Origin of the sequence: Kitasatospora sp. NPDC059973 (assembly GCF_042737525.1) — a bacterium.
Classification (GTDB): Bacteria; Actinomycetota; Actinomycetes; order Streptomycetales; family Streptomycetaceae; genus Kitasatospora.
In genome coordinates this window covers 74,091-97,078 of record NZ_JBHWUI010000002.1, presented here as the reverse complement: position 1 = coordinate 97,078, position 22,988 = coordinate 74,091, and the positions used below count along the sequence as shown (strand labels likewise).

The 22,988-nt window shown below is 71.7% G+C and carries 19 protein-coding genes and 1 pseudogene; 19 read left to right on the top strand and 1 reads right to left on the bottom strand.

Annotation, left to right across the window (positions count from 1 at the left end):
• The first annotated feature begins 14 nt into the window (after positions 1-14).
• The 19 genes and pseudogenes from ACFWA9_RS01185 to ACFWA9_RS01095 all read left to right on the top strand — a co-directional run bounded on the left by ACFWA9_RS01185 (position 15) and on the right by ACFWA9_RS01095 (position 22,522).
• Positions 15-569 carry an NADH-quinone oxidoreductase subunit B family protein gene (locus ACFWA9_RS01185; RefSeq protein ID WP_329489235.1) on the top strand — a complete coding sequence of 185 codons (555 nt, stop codon included), beginning with the start codon at positions 15-17 and terminating at the stop codon, positions 567-569.
• Positions 566-1,285 (top strand): NADH-quinone oxidoreductase subunit C, encoded by a 720-nt coding sequence (locus tag ACFWA9_RS01180; RefSeq protein WP_380382208.1) that lies wholly within the window; start codon positions 566-568, stop codon positions 1,283-1,285. Before ACFWA9_RS01185 ends, ACFWA9_RS01180 begins: the two co-directional genes overlap by 4 nt.
• Positions 1,285-2,640 carry an NADH-quinone oxidoreductase subunit D gene (locus tag ACFWA9_RS01175; RefSeq protein ID WP_329489237.1) on the top strand — a complete coding sequence of 452 codons (1,356 nt, stop codon included), beginning with the start codon at positions 1,285-1,287 and terminating at the stop codon, positions 2,638-2,640. Before ACFWA9_RS01180 ends, ACFWA9_RS01175 begins: the two co-directional genes overlap by 1 nt.
• Entirely contained in the window at positions 2,637-3,377 is a 741-nt protein-coding gene (gene nuoE, locus ACFWA9_RS01170) for an NADH-quinone oxidoreductase subunit NuoE (protein ID WP_352290592.1), read from the top strand. Before ACFWA9_RS01175 ends, nuoE begins: the two co-directional genes overlap by 4 nt.
• Positions 3,377-4,738: an NADH-quinone oxidoreductase subunit NuoF gene (gene nuoF / locus ACFWA9_RS01165; protein ID WP_380382205.1), complete on the top strand. Its 1,362-nt coding sequence runs from the start codon at positions 3,377-3,379 to the stop codon at positions 4,736-4,738. Before nuoE ends, nuoF begins: the two co-directional genes overlap by 1 nt.
• Positions 4,735-7,341, top strand: a complete 2,607-nt coding sequence (locus ACFWA9_RS01160) for an NADH-quinone oxidoreductase subunit G (protein ID WP_380382203.1) — start codon at positions 4,735-4,737, stop codon at positions 7,339-7,341. Before nuoF ends, ACFWA9_RS01160 begins: the two co-directional genes overlap by 4 nt.
• Positions 7,338-8,681 (top strand): NADH-quinone oxidoreductase subunit NuoH, encoded by a 1,344-nt coding sequence (gene nuoH / locus ACFWA9_RS01155; RefSeq protein ID WP_380382201.1) that lies wholly within the window; start codon positions 7,338-7,340, stop codon positions 8,679-8,681. Before ACFWA9_RS01160 ends, nuoH begins: the two co-directional genes overlap by 4 nt.
• Before the next feature lie 5 nt (positions 8,682-8,686).
• A complete protein-coding gene (nuoI, locus tag ACFWA9_RS01150) occupies positions 8,687-9,280 on the top strand; it encodes an NADH-quinone oxidoreductase subunit NuoI (protein WP_329489242.1) in 594 nt (197 codons plus the stop codon).
• A gap of 5 nt (positions 9,281-9,285) precedes the next feature.
• Positions 9,286-10,200 (top strand): NADH-quinone oxidoreductase subunit J, encoded by a 915-nt coding sequence (locus ACFWA9_RS01145; RefSeq protein ID WP_352290671.1) that lies wholly within the window; start codon positions 9,286-9,288, stop codon positions 10,198-10,200.
• Positions 10,197-10,496: an NADH-quinone oxidoreductase subunit NuoK gene (nuoK, locus tag ACFWA9_RS01140; RefSeq protein ID WP_209412994.1), complete on the top strand. Its 300-nt coding sequence runs from the start codon at positions 10,197-10,199 to the stop codon at positions 10,494-10,496. The genes ACFWA9_RS01145 and nuoK overlap by 4 nt, the downstream gene beginning before the upstream one ends.
• Positions 10,497-10,510: 14 nt before the next feature.
• Positions 10,511-12,424 carry an NADH-quinone oxidoreductase subunit L gene (nuoL, locus tag ACFWA9_RS01135; protein ID WP_380382199.1) on the top strand — a complete coding sequence of 638 codons (1,914 nt, stop codon included), beginning with the start codon at positions 10,511-10,513 and terminating at the stop codon, positions 12,422-12,424.
• A 37-nt stretch (positions 12,425-12,461) separates the two neighbouring features.
• On the top strand, positions 12,462-14,090 hold the full coding sequence (locus ACFWA9_RS01130; RefSeq protein WP_352290598.1) for an NADH-quinone oxidoreductase subunit M: 1,629 nt from the start codon (positions 12,462-12,464) through the stop codon (positions 14,088-14,090).
• Entirely contained in the window at positions 14,087-15,724 is a 1,638-nt protein-coding gene (gene nuoN / locus ACFWA9_RS01125) for an NADH-quinone oxidoreductase subunit NuoN (RefSeq protein WP_329489246.1), read from the top strand. The genes ACFWA9_RS01130 and nuoN overlap by 4 nt, the downstream gene beginning before the upstream one ends.
• Positions 15,725-15,988: 264 nt before the next feature.
• Positions 15,989-16,999, top strand: a complete 1,011-nt coding sequence (locus tag ACFWA9_RS01120; protein ID WP_329489247.1) for a polyprenyl synthetase family protein — start codon at positions 15,989-15,991, stop codon at positions 16,997-16,999.
• A 222-nt stretch (positions 17,000-17,221) separates the two neighbouring features.
• Entirely contained in the window at positions 17,222-17,884 is a 663-nt protein-coding gene (locus ACFWA9_RS01115; protein WP_329489248.1) for a response regulator transcription factor, read from the top strand.
• A 256-nt stretch (positions 17,885-18,140) separates the two neighbouring features.
• A pseudogene (locus ACFWA9_RS01110) lies at positions 18,141-20,165 on the top strand (2-oxoacid:acceptor oxidoreductase subunit alpha); the annotation flags it as partial.
• Between the two features lie 86 nt (positions 20,166-20,251).
• On the top strand, positions 20,252-21,304 hold the full coding sequence (locus ACFWA9_RS01105; protein WP_329489249.1) for a 2-oxoacid:ferredoxin oxidoreductase subunit beta: 1,053 nt from the start codon (positions 20,252-20,254) through the stop codon (positions 21,302-21,304).
• A 144-nt stretch (positions 21,305-21,448) separates the two neighbouring features.
• Positions 21,449-21,799, top strand: coding sequence for a hypothetical protein (locus tag ACFWA9_RS01100; protein ID WP_380382195.1), 351 nt, complete (start codon positions 21,449-21,451; stop codon positions 21,797-21,799).
• Positions 21,800-21,895: 96 nt separating this feature from the next.
• Positions 21,896-22,522, top strand: a complete 627-nt coding sequence (locus ACFWA9_RS01095) for a GNAT family N-acetyltransferase (protein ID WP_352290602.1) — start codon at positions 21,896-21,898, stop codon at positions 22,520-22,522.
• On the opposite strand, the gene ACFWA9_RS01090 is transcribed toward ACFWA9_RS01095, so the two are convergent.
• Positions 22,491-22,871, bottom strand: a complete 381-nt coding sequence (locus ACFWA9_RS01090; RefSeq protein ID WP_380382193.1) for a VOC family protein — start codon at positions 22,869-22,871, stop codon at positions 22,491-22,493. The genes ACFWA9_RS01095 and ACFWA9_RS01090 overlap by 32 nt on opposite strands.
• Positions 22,872-22,988: the final 117 nt, after the last annotated feature.

Below are 22,988 nucleotides of genomic sequence, written 5' to 3'. Positions count from 1 at the left end.
TTGAGAGGGATCTGATGGGAATCGAGGAGAAGCTGCCGAGCGGCTTTCTGCTCACGAGTGTGGAGACGGCCGCGGGCTGGGTGCGCAAGGCGTCGCTCTTCCCGGCCACCTTCGGACTCGCCTGCTGCGCGATCGAGATGATGACCACCGGGGCCGGCCGCTACGACCTGGCCCGCTTCGGGATGGAGGTCTTCCGGGGCTCCCCCCGGCAGGCCGACCTGATGATCGTGGCAGGCCGGGTGAGCCAGAAGATGGCGCCGGTGCTGCGCCAGGTGTACGACCAGATGCCCAACCCGAAGTGGGTCATCTCGATGGGGGTCTGCGCCTCCTCGGGCGGGATGTTCAACAACTACGCGATCGTGCAGGGCGTCGACCACATCGTCCCGGTGGACATCTACCTCCCCGGGTGTCCGCCCCGCCCGGAGATGCTGCTGGACGCCATCCTGAAGCTCCACGACAAGATCCAGCACGAGCCGCTGGGCGCGAACCGGCGCCGGGCCGAGGAGCTGGGCGAGGCACTGGCCCTCACGGCCACCCCGGTGAGCGAGATGCGGGGGCAGCTGCGATGAGCGACCAGGTACCCGGAACCCGCAGCGACCCGGAGCAGCCGCGCCGGGAGATCCCCGTCGAGGTGGTCGGCCGGCGCCAGGGCATGTTCGGCGCCCAGGGCAGCGGCGACACCTCCGGCTTCGGCGGGCTCAACACCACGGTCGTCCTGCCGTCCGCGAGCGAACGCCCCTACGGCGGCTGGTTCGACGAGGTCGCGGACGAGCTGGAGGGCGCGCTGGAGGAGCAGGGCCTCGACCCGGCGGACGTGATCGAGAAGACCGTCGTCGACCGCGCCGAGCTCACCTTCCACATCGCCCGCGAACACCTGCTGCGGACGGTGCGCATCCTGCGCGACGACCCCGCGCTCCGCTTCGAGCTCTGCCTCGGCGTGAGCGGCGTGCACCACCCCGGCGACCGGGACCGGGAACTGCACGCGGTCTACCACCTGCGGTCGATCACCCACGGCCGGCTGATCAGGGTGGAGGTCAGCGCGCCGGACGCGGATCCGCGGATCCCCTCGGTGGTCACCGTCTACCCGACCAACGACTGGCACGAGCGCGAGGCCTACGACTTCTTCGGCCTGGTCTTCGAGGGCCACCCCGCGCTCACCCGGATCATGATGCCGGACGACTGGCTGGGCCACCCGCAGCGCAAGGACTACCCGCTCGGCGGCATCCCCGTCGAGTACAAGGGCGCCCAGATCCCGGCACCCGACCAGCGGAGGTCGTACAGCTGATGAGTACTCGGCACTACGAAGAGGCGGCGGCCGGCGAGGCCGCCCACGCCGGCGCCCGCGAGACCACCGAGGGCCGGGTCTTCACCGTCACCGGGGGCGACTGGGGCGAGGTGGTCGAAGCCGTCGGCCGGGCCGACGACGAGCGCATCATCGTCAACATGGGCCCCCAGCACCCCTCCACCCACGGGGTGCTGCGGCTGATCCTGGAGATCGACGGCGAGACGGTGAAGGAGGCCCGCTGCGGCATCGGCTACCTCCACACCGGCATCGAGAAGAACATGGAGTTCCGCAGCTGGGTCCAGGGCACCACCTTCGTGACCCGGATGGACTACCTGACGCCGCTGTTCAACGAGACCGCGTACTGCCTCGCGGTCGAGAAGCTGCTCGGCATCACCGACGACGTCCCGGACCGGGCCAGCGTCATCCGCGTCCTGATGATGGAGCTCAACCGGATCTCCTCGCACCTGGTCTGCCTGGCCACCGGCGGCATGGAGATCGGCTCCACCACGCTGATGATCTACGGCTTCCGGGACCGCGAACTCATCCTGGACGTCTTCGAGCTGGTCACCGGCCTGCGGATGAACCACGCGTACGTCCGCCCCGGCGGCCTCGCCCAGGACCTCCCGCCCGGCGCCGTCGACCAGATCCACGAGGCGGTGAAGACCCTCCGCTCGCGGATGCACGAGTACGACAAGCTCGCCACCGGCAACCCGGTGTTCAAGGCCCGGCTGGTCGACGTCGGCTTCCTCGACCTGGCCGGCTGCCTGGCCCTCGGCGCCACCGGCCCGATCCTGCGCGCCACCGGCCTGCCGAACGACCTGCGCAAGAGCGACCCGTACTGCGGCTACGAGGACTACGACTTCGAGGTCGCGACCGCCGACAGCGCCGACTCCTACGGCCGGTTCCTGATCCGGCTGGAGGAGATGCGCCAGTCGCTGCGGATCGTCGAGCAGTGCCTGGAGCGGCTGCGCCCCGGCCCGGTCATGGTGGCCGACAAGAAGATCGCCTGGCCGGCCCAACTGGCCGTCGGCCCCGACGGCATGGGCAACTCGCTCGACCACATCCGCAAGATCATGGGCACCTCGATGGAAGCCCTGATCCACCACTTCAAGCTGGTCACCGAGGGCTTCCGGGTCCCGGCCGGCCAGGCGTACACGGCGGTCGAGTCGCCCAAGGGCGAGCTGGGCGTGCACGTGGTCAGCGACGGCGGCACGCGCCCGTACCGGGTGCACTTCCGGGACCCGTCGTTCACCAATCTGCAGTCGATGGCGGCGATGTGCGAGGGCGGCCAGGTCGCCGACGTGATCGTCGCGGTGGCCGGGATCGACCCGGTGATGGGAGGCGTGGACCGGTGACAGACGTCCAGTTGGGGATGCCGGCACTGCCGGCCAGGCCGTACCCCGAGGAGGTGCGGGCCCGCCTCGCCGCCGACGCGAAGGAGCTGATCGGCCGCTACCCGGTGGCCCGGTCCGCACTCCTGCCGCTGCTGCACCTGGTGCAGGCCGAGGAGGGCTTCGTCAGCACGACCGGCATCCGGTTCTGCGCCGAGCAGTTGGACCTCACCACCGCCGAGGTCACCGCCGTCGCGACCTTCTACACCATGTACCGGCGCCGGCCGGCCGGGAAGTACCACGTCGGGGTCTGCACCAACACCCTGTGCGCGGTGCTCGGCGGCGACCAGATCTTCGACGAGCTCCAGCAGCACCTCGGGGTCGGCAACAACGAGACCACCGAGGACGGCGAGATCTCGATCGAGCACATCGAGTGCAACGCCGCCTGCGACTACGCCCCCGTGGTGATGGTGAACTGGGAGTTCTTCGACGACCAGACCCCGGAGAGCGCCCGGCGCCTGGTCGACGACCTGCGGGCCGGCCGGGAGGTCCACCCCACCCGCGGCGCCCGGCTCTGTAGCTTCAAGGAGTCCGCCCGCATCCTGGCCGGCTTCCCCGACGAGCGCCCCGGCGCCGTCGACGAGTCCGGTGCCGGCGGCGCGCCCTCGCTGGCCGGCCTGCGCCTCGCCAAGGGCGAGGCCCTGCCCGGGACCGGTGGCACCCGGGTCGTCTCGCCCCGTCACGAAGGGACCGAAGCGTGATGACCTCCGCCGAGCCGGCCGAGAAGTTGCTCACCCCCGTGCTCTCCGCGTCCTGGGACGACAGCCGCCCCTGGACGCTCGCCACCTACCGCCGCCACGCGGGGTACGAGGGGCTGAAGGCCGCCCTCGCGATGCCCCCGGACGACGTGATCGCGCTGGTCAAGGACTCCGGGCTGCGCGGTCGCGGCGGCGCCGGCTTCCCCACCGGCATGAAGTGGCAGTTCATCCCGCAGAACGACGGCAAGCCGCACTACCTGGTGGTCAACGCGGACGAGTCCGAGCCGGGCACCTGCAAGGACATCCCGCTGCTGTTCGCCAACCCGCACGCGCTGATCGAGGGCATGATCATCGCCTCCTACGCGATCCGCTGCGACCACGCGTTCATCTACCTGCGCGGCGAGGTCGTCCCGGTGCTGCGCCGGCTCCAGGCCGCGGTCGCCGAGGCGTACGGGGCCGGGCTGCTCGGCAAGAACATCCTGGGCTCCGGCACCGACCTCGACATCACCGTGCACGCCGGCGCCGGCGCCTACATCTGCGGCGAGGAGACGGCCCTGCTGGACTCGCTGGAGGGGCGCCGCGGCCAGCCCCGGCTGCGCCCGCCGTTCCCGGCGATCGCCGGCCTCTACGCCTGCCCGACGGTGGTCAACAACGTCGAGTCGATCGCCTCGGTGCCGCCGATCCTGGCCCGCGGCAAGGAGTGGTTCAAGAGCCTGGGCACCGAGAAGTCCCCCGGCTTCACGCTCTACTCGCTCTCCGGCCACGTCACCAACCCCGGCCAGTACGAGGCCCCGCTCGGCGTCACGCTGCGCCAGCTGCTGGAGATCAGCGGCGGCGTCCGGACCGGGCACCGGCTGAAGTTCTGGACCCCGGGCGGCTCCTCCACCCCGATGTTCACCGACGAGCACCTCGACGTCGCGCTCGACTACGAGGGCGTCGGCGCGGCCGGCTCGATGCTCGGCACCAAGGCCCTCCAGGTCTTCGACGAGACCACCTGCGTGGTCCGGGCCGTCACCCGCTGGACGGAGTTCTACGCCCACGAGTCCTGCGGCAAGTGCACGCCCTGCCGCGAGGGGACGTACTGGCTCGTCCAGCTGCTCAAGCGGATCGAGGCCGGCGAGGGCGTCGACGGCGACCTGGAGAAGCTGCTCGACATCGCCGACAACATCAACGGCAAGTCCTTCTGCGCGCTGGGGGACGGCGCGGCCAGCCCGATCGTCTCCTCGCTCCAGCACTTCCGGGCCGAGTACGAGCAGCACCTGGCCGAGCGCCGCTGCCCGTTCGACCCGGCCGCCTCCACCGTCTGGGCCGACGGCCCCCGCCCCGGCCACCAGTCCGCCACCGAAAGGGAGGTGCACGCGTGACGATCACAGAACCAGCCGCCTCCAAGGCCGCGGTCGACCTGGTCACGCTCACCATCGACGGCATCGAAGTGCAGGTCCCCAAGGGGACGTTGGTGATCCGGGCGGCCGAGCAGATCGGCACCCAGATCCCGCGCTTCTGCGACCACCCGCTGCTCGACCCGGCCGGCGCCTGCCGGCAGTGCATCGTCGAGATCGAGGGCCAGCGCAAGCCCGTCGCCTCCTGCACCATCCCGGTCGCCGAGGGCATGGTGGTCCGCACGCAGGTCAGCTCGCCGGTCGCCGAGAAGGCCCAGCGCGGCGTGATGGAACTGCTGCTGATCAACCACCCGCTGGACTGCCCGGTCTGCGACAAGGGCGGCGAGTGCCCGCTGCAGAACCAGGCGATGTCCACCGGGGACACCGACTCCCGCTTCGAGGGGATGAAGCGGACGTACCAGAAGCCGGTGCCGATCAGCACCCAGGTGCTGCTGGACCGCGAACGCTGCGTGCTCTGCGCCCGCTGCACCCGCTTCTCGCAGCAGATCGCCGGGGACCCGTTCATCGACCTGGTCGAGCGCGGCGCCCTCCAGCAGGTCGGCACCGGCGCGGGGGACGACTTCGAGTCGTACTTCTCCGGCAACACCATCCAGATCTGCCCGGTCGGCGCGCTCACCTCGGCGGCTTATCGTTTCCGCTCCCGCCCGTTCGACCTGGTCTCCTCGCCGAGCGTCTGCGAGCACTGCTCCTCCGGCTGCGCGCAGCGCACCGACCACCGGCGCGGCAAGGTGCTGCGGCGCCTCGCCGGCGAGGACCCGGCGGTCAACGAGGAGTGGAACTGCGACAAGGGCCGGTTCGCCTTCCGCTACGCGCAGCAGCGCGACCGGCTCGCCACCCCGCTGGTCCGCGACCCGGCGACGGGTGAACTCGTCGCCGCCTCCTGGCCGGAGGCGCTGGCCCGGGCCGCCGAGGGGCTGCGCGGCGCCCGCGCCGGAGTGCTCACCGGCGGCCGGGTCACCGTCGAGGACGCCTACGCCTACGCCAAGTTCGCCCGGGTGGTGCTCGGCACCAACGACGTGGACTTCCGGGCCCGCCCGCACAGCGGCGAGGAGGCGGACTTCCTGGCCGCCGCCGTCGCCGGCCGGGGCACCGACCTCGGCCCGGGCGGCGTCGACTACGAGCAACTGGAGGCCGCCCCGGCGGTGCTGCTCGCGGGCTTCGAGCCCGAGGAGGAGTCGCCGATCGTCTTCCTGCGGCTGCGCAAGGCCACCCGGGCCACCGGCCTCAAGGTGTTCTCGATCGCCGCCTACGGCTCCCGGGGCCTGGGCAAGCTGCGCGGCGCCCTGCTGCCGGCCGCCCCCGGCACCGAGGCCGAGTGGCTCGGCGCCCTCGCCGCCGACGAGCCGCTGAACGACGACGCGGGCCGCGCCGCCGAACTGCTCCGCACCCCCGGCGCCGTCATCCTGGCCGGCGAGCGGCTGGCCGCCGCCCCCGGCGCGCTGACCGCCGCGCTGCGCCTCGCGCACGCCACCGGCGCCCGGCTCGCCTGGATCCCGCGCCGGGCCGGCGAACGCGGCGCCGTCGAGGCCGGCGCGCTGCCCGGGCTGCTGCCCGGCGGCCGCCCGGTCACCGCCCCGGCCGCCCGGGCCGAGGCCGCCGCCGCCTGGGGCGTGGCCGAACTCCCCGCCCGGCTCGGCCGGGACACCGATCAGATCCTCGCGGCCGCCGCCCACGGCGACCTGGACGCGCTGCTGGTCGGCGGCGTCGACCCGGACGACCTGCCGGACCCGGTGCTCGCCGAGGAGGCGCTGGCCACCGCGCGGTTCGTGGTCTCGCTGGAGCTGCGCCCGTCCGCCGTCACCGCCGTGGCCGACGTCGTCCTGCCGGTCGCCGCGGTGGCCGAGAAGGCCGGGACCTTCCTGGACTGGGAGGGCCGGGTGCGGATGTTCGAGGCCGCGCTCAAGCCCGACCAGCAGATGGGCCGCCACCTGTACCCGGACCTGCGGGTGCTGAACATGCTGGCGGACGCGCTGGGCCACCGGCTGGGCCTGCCCGACGTCCGGGCCGCCCGGCTGGAGCTGGACCGCTTCGAGCCGTGGACCGGCGACCACCCGGCCGCCCCCGCCGCGCACCCCGGACTGCTGCCCCGGCCGGCCACCGGCCAGGCGGTGCTCGCCGGCTGGCGCCAGCTGCTGGACAACGGCTCGCTCCAGCAGGGCGACCCGCACCTGGCCGGCACCCGGCACCCGGCGGTCGCCCGGATCTCACCGGCCACCGCCGAGGAGGTCGGCGCCACCGGGGTGCCCGCCGCGGCGCTGCGCCCGGCCCTGCGGCTGACCGGCCCGGCCGGGTCGCTCACCCTGCCGCTGGAGATCACCAAGGACATCCCGGACCGGACGGTCTGGATCCCGCTCAACTCCACCCCGGGCGGCGCCCACCGCGCCCTGGGCACCGCCGTGGGCCACCTGGTCACGATCGCGGCCGACACGATCGCCGTCGCCACCGCGGACGCCACCCCGGACGCCGGTGCCGACGCCGGTGCGGAGCCCCCGGCGATCACCGGCGCGGCGGCCGGCATCCCGACCACCGCCCCGACCGCCCCGACCGCCGAGGGGGAGCACCGATGAACCTCGCCGCGTACGAGACCCTGGGCTTCTTCGGCCGCGACCCCTGGTGGCTGGTCCTGCTCAAGGCCGTCTTCTGCTTCGCGTTCCTGGTCGGCACGGTGCTGATCGCGATCGTCTGGGAGCGCAAGGTGGTGGCCTGGATGCAGCTGCGCATCGGCCCCAACCGGCACGGCCCCTGGGGCATGCTGCAGTCGCTCGCCGACGGCGTGAAGCTGGCGCTCAAGGAAGACCTGGTGGTCAAGGGCGCCGACAAGGCGGTCTACATCCTGGCCCCGATCGTCTGCGCCATCCCCGCGTTCATGGCCTTCGCGGTGATCCCCTTCGGCCCGGCCGGCGACGAGGTGTCGGTCTTCGGCACCCGGACCCCGCTGCAGCTGACGGACTTCCCGGTGGCGCTGCTGTACATCCTGGCCACCGCCTCGGTCGGGATCTACGGCATCGTGCTGGCCGGCTGGTCCTCCGGCTCGACCTACCCGCTGCTCGGCGGGCTGCGCTCCTCGGCGCAGATGATCAGCTACGAGATCGCGATGGGCCTGTCCTTCGCGGCGGTGTTCATCTACTCGGGGTCGATGTCCACCTCGGAGATCGTCTCCTCGCAGCAGCCGACCTGGTTCGCGGTGCTGCTGCCGGTCTCCTTCATCGTCTACATCATCGCCATGGTCGGCGAGACCAACCGGGCGCCGTTCGACCTCCCGGAGGCCGAGGGCGAGCTGGTCGGCGGCTTCAACACCGAGTACTCCTCGCTGAAGTTCGCGATGTTCATGCTGGCCGAGTACGTCAACATGGTCACCGTCTCGGCCGTCGCCTCCACGCTCTTCCTGGGCGGCTGGCGGGCGCCCTGGCCGGTCTCCACCTTCTGGGAGGGGGCCAACCACGGCTGGTGGCCGATGCTCTGGATCACGCTGAAGATCCAGCTGCTGCTCTTCTTCTTCATCTGGCTGCGCGGCACGCTGCCCCGGCTCCGCTACGACCAGTTCATGAAGCTCGGCTGGAAGGTCCTGATCCCGGTCTCGCTGGTCTGGCTGGTCATGGTGGCCAGCGTCCGGGCGCTGCGCAACGAGGGCTACGACTTCGGCGAGGTGGTGCTGTACGTCGGGGCGCCGGCCGGCGCCGTCCTGCTGCTGGCGCTGCTCCGGGACACCCTGAAGAAGGGGCCCGAACCGGCCGGCCCGGAGGCCGAGGGCGCGCCGCCCGGCGGCGAGTTCGACCCGATGGCCGGCGGCTACCCGGTGCCCCCGCTGCCCGGCCAGCAGCTCCCGCCGGTCCCGCGCCGGCCCAGCCGCGCCCCGAAGCAACTCCAGGACGCCCTCAACGGGTCCGACCATTCCGAAGGGAGCTGACCGCGATGTCGTCCGACCAGAACGACAGGACCGACAAGCCGTCCGTCCTCGGGCCGGCCGCCGGCTTCGGCGTGACCTTCAAGGCCATGTTCAAGAAGCGGCTCACCGAGCAGTACCCGGAGCAGAAGAAGCCCACCGCTCCGCGCTTCCACGGCCGCCACCAGCTGAACCGGCACCCGGACGGCCTGGAGAAGTGCGTCGGCTGCGAGCTCTGCGCCTGGGCCTGCCCGGCCGACGCGATCTACGTGGAGGGCGCCGACAACCGCGAGGACGAGCGCTACTCGCCGGGTGAGCGGTACGGGGCGGTCTACCAGATCAACTACGCCCGGTGCATCCTCTGCGGCCTCTGCATCGAGGCCTGCCCGACCCGCGCGCTCACCATGACCAACGAGTACGAACTCGCGGACTCCTCGCGCCAGGACCTCATCTTCACCAAGGACCAGCTGCTGGTCGGCCTCTCCGAAGGCATGGTCGACAGCCCGCACTCGATCTTCCCGGGCGCCGACGAAGGCGCCTACTACCGGGGCGAGATCACCGCGGCGGCGCCCGGGACGGTCCAGCAGGAGAGCACCGACCGGGACAAGGAGGCCCAGCAGTGACCGCCCTGAACCTCGCCGGGCACGGCGCGGCCCTCGCCGCCACCGGGACGACCTCCACCGGTGAGGCCGTCCAGTTCTGGGTGCTCGCGGTGATCGCCGTCGGCGGCGCGCTCGGCATGCTGCTGATGAAGAAGGCCGTGCACAGCGCGCTCTGCCTGGCCGCCACCATGCTCGCCCTGGCGGTCTGTTACATGGCCCAGGGCGCGGTCTTCCTGGGCGTGGTGCAGATCGTCGTCTACACCGGCGCGATCATGATGCTCTTCCTGTTCGTGGTGATGCTGGTCGGTGTCACCAGCGCGGACTCGCTGAAGGAGCAGCTGAAGGGCCAGCGGTTCGCCGCCGTCCTGTGCGGGCTCGGGTTCGGCGTGCTGCTGGTGGCCGGCATCGCCAACGCCAGGCTGGACACCTTCACCGGCCTCGCCGAGGCCAACGCCGAGGGCAACGTCCAGGGCCTGGCCCGGCTGATCTTCACCAAGTACGTCTGGGCCTTCGAGGTCACCGGCGCGCTGCTGATCACCGCCGCGATCGGCGCCATGGTGCTGACCCACCGCGAGCACGTGACGGCCCCGAAGACCCAGCGCGAGCTGGCCGCCCAGCGGGTCAAGGACAACATCCAGCTGCCGCCGCTGCCCGCGCCGGGCGTCTACGCCCGGCACAACGCGGTCGACGTCCCGGGCCTGTTGCCGGACGGCACCGTCGCCGAGGACTCGGTGATGGGGACCCTGCGCGACCGCGGCCAGATCCGCGACGTCAGCCAGGAGATGCTGCGGCGGATGGCCGAGCTGGAGAACACCACCGCCGACTGGCTGGGCCGCCCGTCGTCCGAGCGCCCGCCGGTCGCCGGCCCGCGCAAGGAGCTGGAGCCGGTCCCGCACGACCGGCCGGCGTCGGCCGGCCACGACGAGGAGGGCGCGGAGTGAATCCGGTCAACTACCTCTATCTCTCCGCCCTGTTGTTCACCATCGGCGCCTCCGGCGTGCTGATCCGACGGAACGCGATCGTGCTGTTCATGTGCGTGGAGCTGATGCTCAACGCCTCGAACCTGGCCCTGGTCACGTTCTCCCGGCTGCACGGCAACCTGGACGGCCAGATCATCGCGTTCTTCACCATGGTGGTCGCGGCGGCCGAAGTAGTGGTCGGTCTCGCCATCATCGTGTCCATCTTCCGGACCAGGCACTCGGCTTCGGTCGATGACAGCAACCTGATGAAGCTGTAGGCGGAGGGCCTTCGGTGAACTCTCTCATTCCGCTGCTGGTGGCAGCGCCGCTGGCCGGCGCCGCCCTGCTGCTCCTCGGTGGCCGCCGCTTCGACCGGTTCGGCCACTGGCTGGCCACCGCTCTGGCCGCGCTCTCGTTCGGCTTCGGGCTCGCGCTGTTCTCGGAGCTGCTGGGCCGCGAGGCCGAGGACCGCTCGATCACCGAGCACCTGTTCAGCTGGATCCCGGTCAACGGGTTCCAGGCCGACGTCGCGTTCCAACTCGACCAGCTCTCGATCACCTTCGTCCTGCTGATCACCGGTGTGGGCACGCTGATCCACCTCTACTCGGTGGGGTACATGGCGCACGACGAGCGCCGGCGCCGCTTCTTCGCGTACCTGAACCTCTTCCTGGCGGCCATGCTGCTGCTGGTGCTCGCCGACAACTACCTGCTGCTGTACGTCGGCTGGGAGGGCGTCGGGCTCGCCTCGTACCTGCTGATCGGCTTCTGGCAGCACAAGCCGAGCGCCGCGACGGCCGCCAAGAAGGCGTTCATCGTCAACCGGGTCGGCGACATGGGCCTCTCCATCGCGATCATGCTGATGTTCGTGGAGTTCGGCTCCTTCGCCTTCGGCCCGATCCTCGGCACCGAGGGCGCGGCCGGTGCGGCCGGCCAGGCCAGTGAGGGCAAGCTGACCGCCATCGGGCTGATGCTGCTGCTGGCGGCCTGCGGCAAGTCCGCCCAGGTCCCGCTGCAGTCCTGGCTCGGAGACGCTATGGAGGGCCCGACCCCGGTCTCGGCCCTGATCCACGCGGCCACCATGGTGACCGCCGGCGTCTACCTGATCACCCGCTCCGGTGCCATCTTCAACCTGGCGCCGGACGCCCAGACCGCCGTGGTGGTGGTCGGCGCGGTCACCCTGCTGTTCGGGGCGGTCGTCGGTTGCGCCAAGGACGACATCAAGAAGGCGCTGGCCGGCTCGACGATGTCGCAGATCGGCTACATGATCCTGGCGGCGGGCCTCGGCCCGATCGGCTACGCCTTCGCGATCATGCACCTGGTGACCCACGGCTTCTTCAAGGCCGGGCTCTTCCTCGGCGCCGGGTCGGTCATGCACGGCATGAACGACGAGGTGAACATGCGGCACTACGGCGGTCTGCGCAAGTACATGCCGATCACCTTCGTCACCTTCGGCCTCGGCTACCTGGCCATCATCGGGTTCCCCGGCCTGTCCGGCTTCTTCTCCAAGGACAAGATCATCGAAGCGGCCTTCGCCAAGGGCGGCACGGAGGGCTGGATCCTCGGCCTCTGCACCCTGGTCGGCGCCGCGATCACCGCGTTCTACATGACCCGGGTGATGATCCTGACCTTCTTCGGCGAGAAGCGCTGGCAGCCGGACGCGGACGGCAACGACCCGCACCCGCACGAGTCGCCCAGGACCATGACCATCCCGATGATCGTGCTCGCGTTCGGCTCGGTCTTCGCCGGCGGACTGTTCGCCCTGAACAGCTCCTTCGTCACCTGGCTGGAGCCGGTCACCGGGCACTCCGAGGGGGACTCCCCGCTCAGCCCGCTGGTGGTCACCCTGCTCACCATGGTCTGCATGCTGGCCGGTGTCGCGCTGTCGTACCTGATGTACGGCCGCTCCACCGTCCCCGTGGTGCCGCCGGTCGGCTCCCCGCTCACCCGGGCGGCCCGCCGGGACCTCCTCCAGGACGACTTCAACCACGCCGTCCTGGTGCGCCCCGGGTCCGCGCTGGCCGCGGCGCTGGTCTACTTCGACAGCCGCGGCCTGGACGGCTTCGTCAACGGCCTGGCCGCCACCATCGGCGGGATCTCCGGCCGGCTGCGGCGGATCCAGAACGGCTACGTCCGCACCTACGCACTCTCCATGTTCGGCGGCACGCTGGTGCTGGTCGCCACGACTCTCCTGATGAGGTCCGTCTGATGGACAGGGATTACACAGACCTTCGGGGAGGCGCGGCATGAGTGCCCTGCTGACCGCCACCTGCGCCGTCCCGGCGGCCGGCGCGGTGCTCACCGCCGCGCTGCCCGCCGGGACGACCGGGCCCCGGCGGCGGACCACCAAGCTCGTCGCCCTCGGCGTCTCGGCCGTCACGCTGGCCCTGGCGGCCACCGCGGCGGCCCGGTTCGACCCCGACGGGGCCCGCTACCAGCTGACCGAGTCCTACAGCTGGATCCGCTCCTTCGGCATCACCTTCTCGCTCGGCGTGGACGGCATCGGCGCCGTGCTGGCCCTGCTCACGGCCGTCCTGGTGCCGATCGTGATGCTCGCCTCCTGGCACGACGCCGACCCGCCCGCCGAACCGGCCCCCGCGCCCGACGGCAGCTTCGAGAACCGGCGCCGCACCCAGGGCTACTTCGCCCTGATCCTGGCCGTCGAGGCGATGGTGATCGTCTCCTTCTACGCCACCGACGTCTTCCTCTTCTACGTGTTCTTCGAAGCCATGCTGATCCCGATGTACTTCCTCATCGGCGGCTTCGGCGACAAGGCGGGCGGCCCCGAGTCGGCCCGCCAACGGTCCTACGCCGCGGTGAAGTTCCTGCTGTACAACCTGCTCGGCGGCCTGGTCATGCTGGCCGCCGTGATCGGGCTGTACGTGATCGCGCAGGACCAGGGGTTCGGCACCTTCGACCTCCGGACGCTGACCTCGGCGATCGCCGACGGCAAGCTGGTCCTCAGCGGCACCGCCGAGAAGGCGCTGTTCCTCGGCTTCTTCTTCGCCTTCGCCGTGAAGGCCCCGCTCTGGCCGCTGCACACCTGGCTGCCCAACGCGATGGGCGAGTCCACCGCCGGCACGGCCGTGCTGATCACCGCGGTGGTCGACAAGGTCGGCACCTTCGCGATGCTCCGCTTCTGCCTCGGGCTCTTCCCGGACGCCTCGAAGACCTTCGCCCCGGCGATCCTGGTCCTCTCGGTGATCGGGATCATCTACGGCGCGCTGCTGGCCATCGGCCAGAAGGACATCAAGCGGCTGGTCGCGTACGCCTCGATCTCGCACTTCGGCTTCATCATCATGGGCATCTTCGCGCTGACCAGCCAGGGCCAGAGCGGCGCCACCCTCTACATGGTCAACCACGGCATCTCCACCGCCGCGTGGATGCTGGTGGCCGGCTTCCTGATCTCCCGCCGCGGCTCGCGCCTGATCGCCGACTACGGCGGCGTGCAGAAGGTCGCCCCGGTGCTCGCCGGGACGTTCCTGATCGGTGGCCTGGCCACGCTGTCGCTGCCCGGGCTGGCGCCCTTCGTCAGCGAGTTCCTGGTCCTGGTCGGCACGTTCACCCGGTACCCGGCGATCGGCATCGTCGCCACCTTCGGCATCGTGCTCGCCGCGCTCTACGCGCTGCTGCTCTACCAGCGCACCATGACCGGACCGGTCAAGGAGGGCGTGCGCGGCATGCCCGACCTCAAGGCGCGCGAACTCGCGGTCGTCGCCCCGCTGGTGGCCCTGACCATCCTGCTCGGCGTCTACCCCAAGCCGCTCACCGACATCGTCAACCCGTCGGTGGACGCGACGCTCTCGCAGGTCCACGAGACCGACCCGGCGCCGGCCCACCCGGTCGCCGCCACCTCAGGAGGTGAGCACAAGTGAGCACCACCGGTTGGCTCGCCGCCGCGGGCGGCAACACGTCGAGCATCCCGGCCCCGCACGTCGAGTACGGCCAGCTCTCCCCGATGCTGGTGGTGTTCGGCGCCGCCGTGCTCGGCATCCTGCTGGAGGCCTTCCTGCCCCGCCGGTACCGGCACTGGGCCCAGGTCTCGGTGGCCCTGCTCGGCCTGGCCGGGGCGTTCACCGCCGTGGTGGTGCTCGCCGCCCAGGGCTACGGCTCCACCAAGGTCGACCTGCTCGCCATGGGCTCGGTCGCCCTGGACGGCCCCGCGCTGTTCCTGCAGGGCGTGATCCTGCTGGCCTCCGTGGTCGCCGTGCTCACCTACGCGGAGCGGAAGCTGGAGCCCAAGGCCGGCGGCGAGCCGGCCGACGCGTTCGCCGCGCAGGCCTCCGCCACGCCCGGCGGCGAGCAGGAGCGCGCCGCCGTCCGGGCCGGCTTCGCCACCAGCGAGGTCTTCCCGCTCACCATGTTCGCGGTCGGCGGCATGCTGCTGTTCCCCGCCGCCAACGACCTGCTGACCATGTTCGTGGCGCTGGAGGTCTTCTCCCTCCCGCTCTACCTGCTCTGCGCGCTGGCCCGCCGCCGCCGGCTGCTCTCCCAGGAGGCGGCGGTCAAGTACTTCCTGCTCGGCGCCTTCGCCTCGGCGTTCTTCCTGTTCGGCACCGCCCTGCTGTACGGGTACGCGGGCAGCGTCCGGCTCGGTGAGATCTCGGACGTCATCTCCGGCAAGGCCCTGGCCACCCCGGCGCTGCTCTCCACCACGCAGAACGACGCCCTGCTCCTGATCGGCCTGGCGATGCTCGCGGTCGGCCTGCTCTTCAAGGTCGGCGCGGTGCCCTTCCACTCCTGGACCCCGGACGTCTACCAGGGCGCCCCGACCCCGGTCACCGGGTTCATGGCGGCGGCGACCAAGGTGGCCGCCTTCGGGGCCATGCTCCGGCTGTTCTACGTCGCCTTCCCCGGCCTGCGGCTGGACTGGCGGCCGGTGATGTGGGGCGTGGCCATCCTGACCATGGTGGTCGGCGCGATCCTGGCCGTCACCCAGCAGGACGTGAAGCGGCTCCTCGCCTACTCCTCCGTCGCGCACGCCGGGTTCATCCTCACCGGCGTGATCGCCACCAACAAGCAGGGCCTCGGCTCGGTGCTGTTCTACCTGCTGGCGTACTCCTTCGTGACCCTCGGCGCCTTCGCTGTGGTCACCCTGGTGCGCGACTCCAAGGGCGAGGCCACCCACCTGTCCAGCTGGGCAGGGCTCGGCCGGCGGTCCCCGCTGGTCGCGGCGGTCTTCGCGCTCTTCCTGCTGGCCTTCGCGGGCATCCCGCTCACCTCGGGCTTCACCGGGAAGTTCGCGGTCTTCCAGGCCGCGGCGGCCGGCGGGGCGACCCCGCTGGTGATCGTGGGTGTGCTCAGCTCGGCGGTGGCCGCGTTCTTCTACATCCGGGTCATCGTGCTGATGTTCTTCTCGGACCCGCAGCCCGGCGGCCCCACCGTGGCCATCCCGAGCGCCTTCACGGCCACCGCGATCGGCATCGGCGTGGTGGTCACCATCGGCCTCGGGGTGCTGCCGCAGTACTTCCTGGACCTGGCGTCGAAGGCCTCGCTCTTCGTCCGCTGAGCCCGCCGTCCGGGCGCCGCCCGGACCCGCTCCACCGGCCGGAACCGCTCCGGCCGCGCCCCACCGTCCGGGCCGCGCACTCGTCCGCGCGGCCCGGACGTGTCGTCTCCGGACCGGCTCCCACCAGCGGGTCCGGCCCGATCATGACAGGATCCGCACGCCCGTGCAGTGATCCACTCGCGACCGGATACCCTGCCTGTATGGCCAGCGGCGGCACTCAGGGACCAGGCCGCTAGATCGACCAGGGACAGAGGAGTGGTCTTCGTGACCGTCGTGGGACCCTTTGGGCTCAACGTGCAGGACCGCGATCTGACCCGCGATGTCCAGTCCGGGATGGACGCGGTGGAGGTCGCGCTCACCGAGGCCGTGAAGAGTGACGTCCCGTTCATCACCGTCACCGCCAGCCATCTGATGGAGGCCGGCGGCAAGCGCTTCCGCCCGCTGCTGGTGATGCTCGCCGCGCAGTTCGGCGACGCCAACGCCCCGGGCGTGGTCCCGGCCGCCGTGGTGGTCGAGCTGACCCACCTCGCGACGCTCTACCACGACGACGTCATGGACGAGGCCCCCGTGCGCCGCGGCGCCCCCAGCGCCAACTCGCGCTGGGACAACTCGGTCGCCATCCTCACCGGCGACTTCCTCTTCTCCCGCGCCTCCCAGGTGCTCGCCGACCTCGGCCCGGAGGCCGTCCGGCTGCAGGCCGACGCGTTCGAACGGCTGGTCACCGGCCAGATCCTGGAGACCGCCGGCCCCCGCCCGGAGGACGACCCGCTCGACCACTACCTCGCCGTGCTGGCCGGCAAGACCGGCTCGCTGATCGCCGTCTCCTGCCGGATCGGCGCGCTGATGGCCGGCGCCGAGCCGTGGGTGACCGACATCCTCAGCGCGTACGGCGAGCGGATCGGCATCGCCTTCCAGCTGGCCGACGACGTGCTCGACATCGCCAGCGACGGCCACGAGTCCGGCAAGACCCCCGGCACCGACCTGCGCGAGGGCGTGCCGACGCTGCCCACGCTGCTGCTCCGGCAGATGCCGGTCGACGAGTCCGACCCGGCCGACCTGCGGCTGCGCGAGCTGGTCGAGAGCGACCTCGCCGACGACGACCTGCACGCCGAGGCGCTGCGCCTGCTCCGCCGCCACCCGGCACTGGAGCGCGCCCGCCGGGAGACCCTGCGGCACGCGGAGGAGGCCCGCGCGCTGCTCGACCCGCTGCCCGACAGCGCGGCCAAGGCGGCCCTCCAGGGCCTGTGCGACGCGGTGGCCATCCGCACCATGTGACCGGCGGCCCGCCGCATGTGCCCGGCCGGGCACCGGAGGTGACCGGCCGTCCGCCGCCTGTGTCCGGCCGTCCGGGCTCTGCTCCGACCGGCCGGGCGCACCCGCCCGGCGGTCGGCGACCGCGGCCGGCGGGATTCTCCGCCCCGCGGACCGGGGCGTCCGCGGATAGGGAAGACTGACCTCGTCAGCACCGTCCGCAGCGCCGCCAACCGGAAGGCCACCATGCTTCGCGTCGTCATCGCCGAGGACTCCGTCCTGCTTCGGGAGGGCCTGACCAGGCTGCTGACCGACCGCGGTCTGGAGGTCGTGGCGGGGGTCGGCGACGGCGAGGCGCTGCTGAAGGCCGTCCACGACCTGGCCGGCGCCGGCGCCCTGCCCGATGTGGTGGTCGCCGACGTCCGGATGCCCCCGACCCACACCGACGAGGGGGTGCGCGCCTGCGTCACGCTGCGCGGCCTCTACCCCGAGGTGGGTGTCCTGGTGCTGTCGCAGTACGTCGAGGAGCGCTACGCCTCCGAGCTGCTGGCCGGCTCCACCCGGGGCGTCGGGTACCTGCTGAAGGACCGGGTGGCCGAGGTCCGCGAGTTCGTCGACGCCGTGGTGCGGGTGGCCGGGGGCGGCACCGCGCTGGACCCCGAGGTCGTCCAGCAGCTGCTCAGCCGCAGCCGCAAGGGCGACGTCCTGGCCGGGCTGACCCCGCGCGAGCGCGAGGTGCTCGGGCTGATGGCGGAGGGCCGGACCAACGCGGCGGTGGCCAAGCAGCTGGTGGTCTCGGACGGCGCGGTGGAGAAGCACGTCAGCAACATCTTCCTCAAGCTGGGCCTGGCCCAGAGCTCCGAGGACCACCGGCGGGTGCTCGCGGTGCTCACCTACCTGAACTCGTAGCGGGGCCGCCCGCGGGCCGACGGCGGGGGTGACAGCGGGGCGCGGGCGGTCTCCGGCCCGCCGGACGGCCTCCGGCCCGCGTTGGCGTCCCTGTCCGCGACACGCGGGGGCGGGGCGCGCGGAGCCCGTCCGGGCGCCCGAGCAGGGGCGTTCCCGCCGGTGTCCGGCCGGTCACCTACCGTGTTTCCGTGACATCCGGCGGTGATTTCCCGCCGCATCGGGTAGTTCCGTCCAAGGCAATCCTTACCCGCATAGGATGCGAGAGGTGCACCAGGCGGACGGGGCACACGGCTCACGCCCGCGGCTGGTGCCCACGAGGAGGTCCGCGGCAGTGACCAGTCAGGTCGATCAGTCAGAAGCGGTGGACGGTCCGGACGGCGACGAGGGCCGTTCCGGGCCCGGTGAGGGCCGCTCCGGCCCCGCCGTGCCGGCCGGTCCGCAGCCCAGGCGAGCCAAGCCGATCCGCAGATTGGACCGGGTGATCATCCGCTTCGCCGGGGACTCCGGCGACGGCATGCAGCTCACCGGTGACCGCTTCACCTCGGAGACGGCGTCCTTCGGCAACGACCTCTCCACCCTGCCCAACTTCCCGGCCGAGATCCGGGCCCCCGCCGGCACGCTCCCGGGGGTCTCGTCCTTCCAGCTCCACTTCGCCGACCACGACATCCTGACCCCGGGGGACGCGCCCAACGTCCTGGTGGCGATGAACCCGGCCGCCCTGAAGGCCAACGTGCCGGACCTGCCGCGCGGCGCGGAGATCATCGTCAACACCGACGAGTTCACCAAGCGCGCCCTGGCCAAGGTCGGCTACCCGGCCGACCCGCTGGGGGACGGCTCGCTGGAGGCCTACCACCTGCACAAGGTGCCGCTGACCACGCTGACCCTGGAGGCGCTCAAGGACAGCGGGCTGACCCGCAAGGACGCCGAGCGCGCCAAGAACATGTTCGCGCTGGGCCTGCTCTCCTGGATGTACCACCGGCCCACCCACGGCACCGAGTCCTTCCTGCGTACCAAGTTCGCCAAGAAGCCGCTGATCGCCGAGGCCAACATCAGCGCCTTCCGGGCGGGCTGGAACTTCGGGGAGACCACGGAGTCCTTCGCCGTCTCGTACGAGGTGCCGCCGGCCAAGCTGCCACCGGGCCGCTACCGCAACATCTCCGGCAACCTCGCCCTGTCGTACGGACTGATCGCCGCCTCCGAGCGCTCCGGGCTGCCGCTCTACCTCGGCTCGTACCCGATCACCCCGGCCTCGGACATCCTGCACGAGCTGAGCAGACACAAGAACTTCGACGTACGGACCTTCCAGGCGGAGGACGAGATCGCCGGCATCGGCGCGGCGCTCGGTGCCTCGTTCGGCGGCGCGCTGGGCGTGACCACCACCTCCGGCCCGGGCGTGGCCCTGAAGAGCGAGACCATCGGCCTGGCCGTCTCGCTCGAACTGCCCCTGCTGGTGGTCGACATCCAGCGCGGCGGTCCGTCCACCGGCCTGCCGACCAAGACCGAGCAGGCGGACCTGCTGCAGGCGATGTTCGGCCGCAACGGCGAGGCGCCGGTGCCGATCGTCGCCCCGGCGACCCCGGCCGAGTGCTTCGACGCGGCCCTGGAGGCGGCCCGGATCGCCGTCACCTACCGCACCCCGGTGTTCCTGCTGTCGGACGGCTACCTGGCCAACGGGTCCGAACCCTGGCGGATCCCCGAGGTCGGCGAACTGCCCGAGATCACCCCGGACTTCGCGACCGGCCCGAACCGCGAGGACGGCGCGTTCTGGCCCTACCAGCGCGACCCGCAGACGCTGGCCCGCCCCTGGGCGGTGCCCGGCACGCCGGGCCTGGAGCACCGGATCGGCGGGATCGAGAAGCAGGACGGCACGGGGAACATCTCCTACGACCCCGCCAACCACGACTTCATGGTCCGCACCCGCCAGGCGAAGGTGGACGGCATCGCGGTGCCGGCGCTGGAGGTCGACGACCCCGGCGGCGAGGCACGGGTCCTGGTCCTCGGCTGGGGGTCGACGTACGGGCCGATCACCGCCGCCGTCCGCCGGGTCCGGGCCGACGGGGGGCAGGTCGCCCAGGCGCACCTGCGCAACCTCAATCCGTTTCCGGCCAATCTCGGTGCGGTGCTGAAGGGTTACGACAAGGTCATCGTTCCCGAGATGAACCTCGGGCAGCTGGCGCTGCTGCTGCGGGCCAAGTACCTGGTGGACGCGCAGTCCTACAACCAGGTGCGTGGACTGCCGTTCAAGGCGGCCCAGTTGGCGGACGTGCTGTGGGCGGCGATCGGCAGCCTGGACGAGGCGGGGGCTGCTTCGGGGGCTGCCTCGGGTGCTGCTTCGGGTGCTGCTTCGGCGAACGAGGAGGACAACCGATGAGCGAGAAGTTCCCCTCCTTGAAGCTGGTGCCGAAGGCCGAAGGGCCCCAGACCGCCAAGGAGTTCAAGACCGACCAGGAGGTCCGCTGGTGTCCCGGCTGCGGGGACTACGCGATCCTGGCGGCGGTGCAGGCCTTCATGCCGGAGCTGGGGATCAAGCGGGAGAACACCGTCTTCGTCTCCGGCATCGGGTGCTCCTCCCGTTTCCCGTACTACATGAATACCTATGGCGTGCACTCGATCCACGGGCGCGCACCGGCCATCGCCACCGGGCTGGCCTCCTCTCGGCAGGACCTGAGCGTCTGGGTGGTGACGGGTGACGGCGACGCCCTCTCGATCGGCGGCAACCATCTGATCCACGCGCTACGGCGGAACGTCAATCTGAAGATCCTGCTGTTCAACAACCGGATCTACGGCCTCACCAAGGGCCAGTACTCGCCGACCAGCGAGGTCGGCAAGATCACCAAGTCCACGCCGATGGGCTCACTGGACGCGCCCTTCAACCCGCTCTCGCTGGCCATCGGCGCGGAGGCCACCTTCGTCGCCCGGACCATCGACTCCGACCGCCAGCACCTCCAGTCCGTGCTGCGGGCGGCGGCGGAGCACGAGGGCACCGCGCTGGTGGAGATCTACCAGAACTGCAACATCTTCAACGACGGCGCCTTCGAGATCCTGAAGGAGTCCGGCACCCGGGACGAGGCCCTGATCCGCCTGGAGCACGGCCAGCCGATCCGCTTCGGCGCCGACGGGGCGCAGGGCGTCTTCCGGGACGCCGACGGCGAGCTGTACGTCGACACCGTCACGGCCGACAACGAGGCCTCGGTGGTGGTCCACGACGCCCACGCCGCAGGCTCCGCGGCGGCGTTCGCGCTCTCCCGGATCGCCGACGCCGACACCCTGCACCACACCCCGATCGGTGTCCTGCGCAGCGTCCGCCGGCCGGTCTACGACGAGCTGATGGCCGCCCAGCTGACCACCGCCGTGGCGCAGCGCGGCACCGGCGACCTGGCCGGTCTGCTGGCCGGCAGCGACACCTGGACGGTCGACTGACCGCCGCCGGGCGGACGACGGCGCCCCGGCGGGAGCGATCCCTCCCGCCGGGGGCCACCGCCGGGTCGATATGACAGGTGTCATCCCGAAGAGCTGCCCCCGGGCACTACGGGCCGACGGCCGCCCGGTCCTACCGTTCTTGCCATGACGAACACGAAGCTCGTTGACACCCGGACCGACGTCCACGTGAGCATCATCGGCGGCACCCGGCTCGCGGGCCGGGAGGTCCACCGCCGCACCGTGACCGCCTCGCTGATCGGCGGTGCGGACATCGACCTGACGGATGTGGAGATCCCCGACGGCGCCGAGCTCCGGATCACCAAGCTGAGCCTGATCGGCGGGGTGAAGCTGAAGGTCCGCCCGAACGTGCGCGTGGTGGTCAGCGGTCTGCGCCTCGGCGGCGTCCGCGACGACGGCCGTACCGAACTCGGCGGTCCGACCGTGCACGTGGGGGCCTGGGGCCTGCTCGGCGGTGTGAGCGTCCGCCGCCCGTGAGCACCCGGGTTCGTGAGCGCCCGGTGGGTCGGGGGGAGGCCGGTCGGGGGGAGGTCGGCCGGTCCGTGGTCCGGTGCGGCTGGGTATCGTCCGGGTATGGCCGAACTGATCGCACCGACCACCCGTCTGCACGCCAACTGGCTTGAGGCGCACAAGGAATGGGGCCCGGGGAGCCATGAGGACGGCTTCGGGCTCACGCCGGGCGACGAGGTCGACTCCCCGGCCGGCTTCGCCGCCTGGATCTCCCGGCTGGCCGCCGAGGAGGCGCCGTCGCACCCGGCCGAGGCCGGGGCACTGGCCTTCCGCTACCGCTGGATCGTGGAGGACGGCCGGGTCCTGGGCGGCATCGTCCTGCGGTACGGAGTGCACGGCTTCGTCCCGTACTTCGGCCACATCGGCTACGGCATCCGGCCCTCCGCCCGCCGCCGCGGACTGGCGGCGTGGGCGTTGGGCCGGATGCTCGACGAAGCCCGCACGGTCGGCCTGGACCGCGTCCTGGTCGCCTGCGCGGTGGACAACATCGCCTCGGTCCGGACCATCGAGGGCCGGGGAGGTGTTCTCGAAAGCGTCCAGGACACCAAGTTCGGTGCCGTTCGCCGCTACTGGATCGGGCTCCAGGGCGACCCGGCGTCCGTCGCCCGGCCGTCGGCCGGGGTGTCGTCGCGGACGTCCGGTTCCTGTCGCCGGACTCCTACTGCTGGACCCACTCGACCAGCTGGATGACCACCCCGTTCGGGTCGGTGACCTGGAACAGCCGCTCGCCCCACGGCTCGTCGCGCAGCGGCATGGTGATCTCCACGCCGGCGGCCCGCAGGCGGGCCTCCTCGGCCGCCACGTCCGCCACGGTGAACGCCAGGATCAGCCCGGCGGCGTGCTGGTCCCGGAAGCCCTCGGGCAGCACGTCGAGGCCGCGGCGCAGGTAGACGACGTTCATCCCGGAGTCCGGGCGCCCGAGCGAGGCGAACCCGTCGGCCGCCATCTGCTCGGCGAACCCGAAGTGCTGCTGCAGGAAGGCGGCGGAGGCGGTGACGTCCGCGACGGTGAGTGAGACGGCGGCGCCGGTGATCTGCATGGAGGAGTGCCCTTTCGTCGGCGATTATCCCGTACGCAGTACACTATACATAGTACGGAGAATTGCGCCAGGGGTCTGCGAGGGGGAGTGGGCGGGGAGTGCGCGGGATCGGGGCTT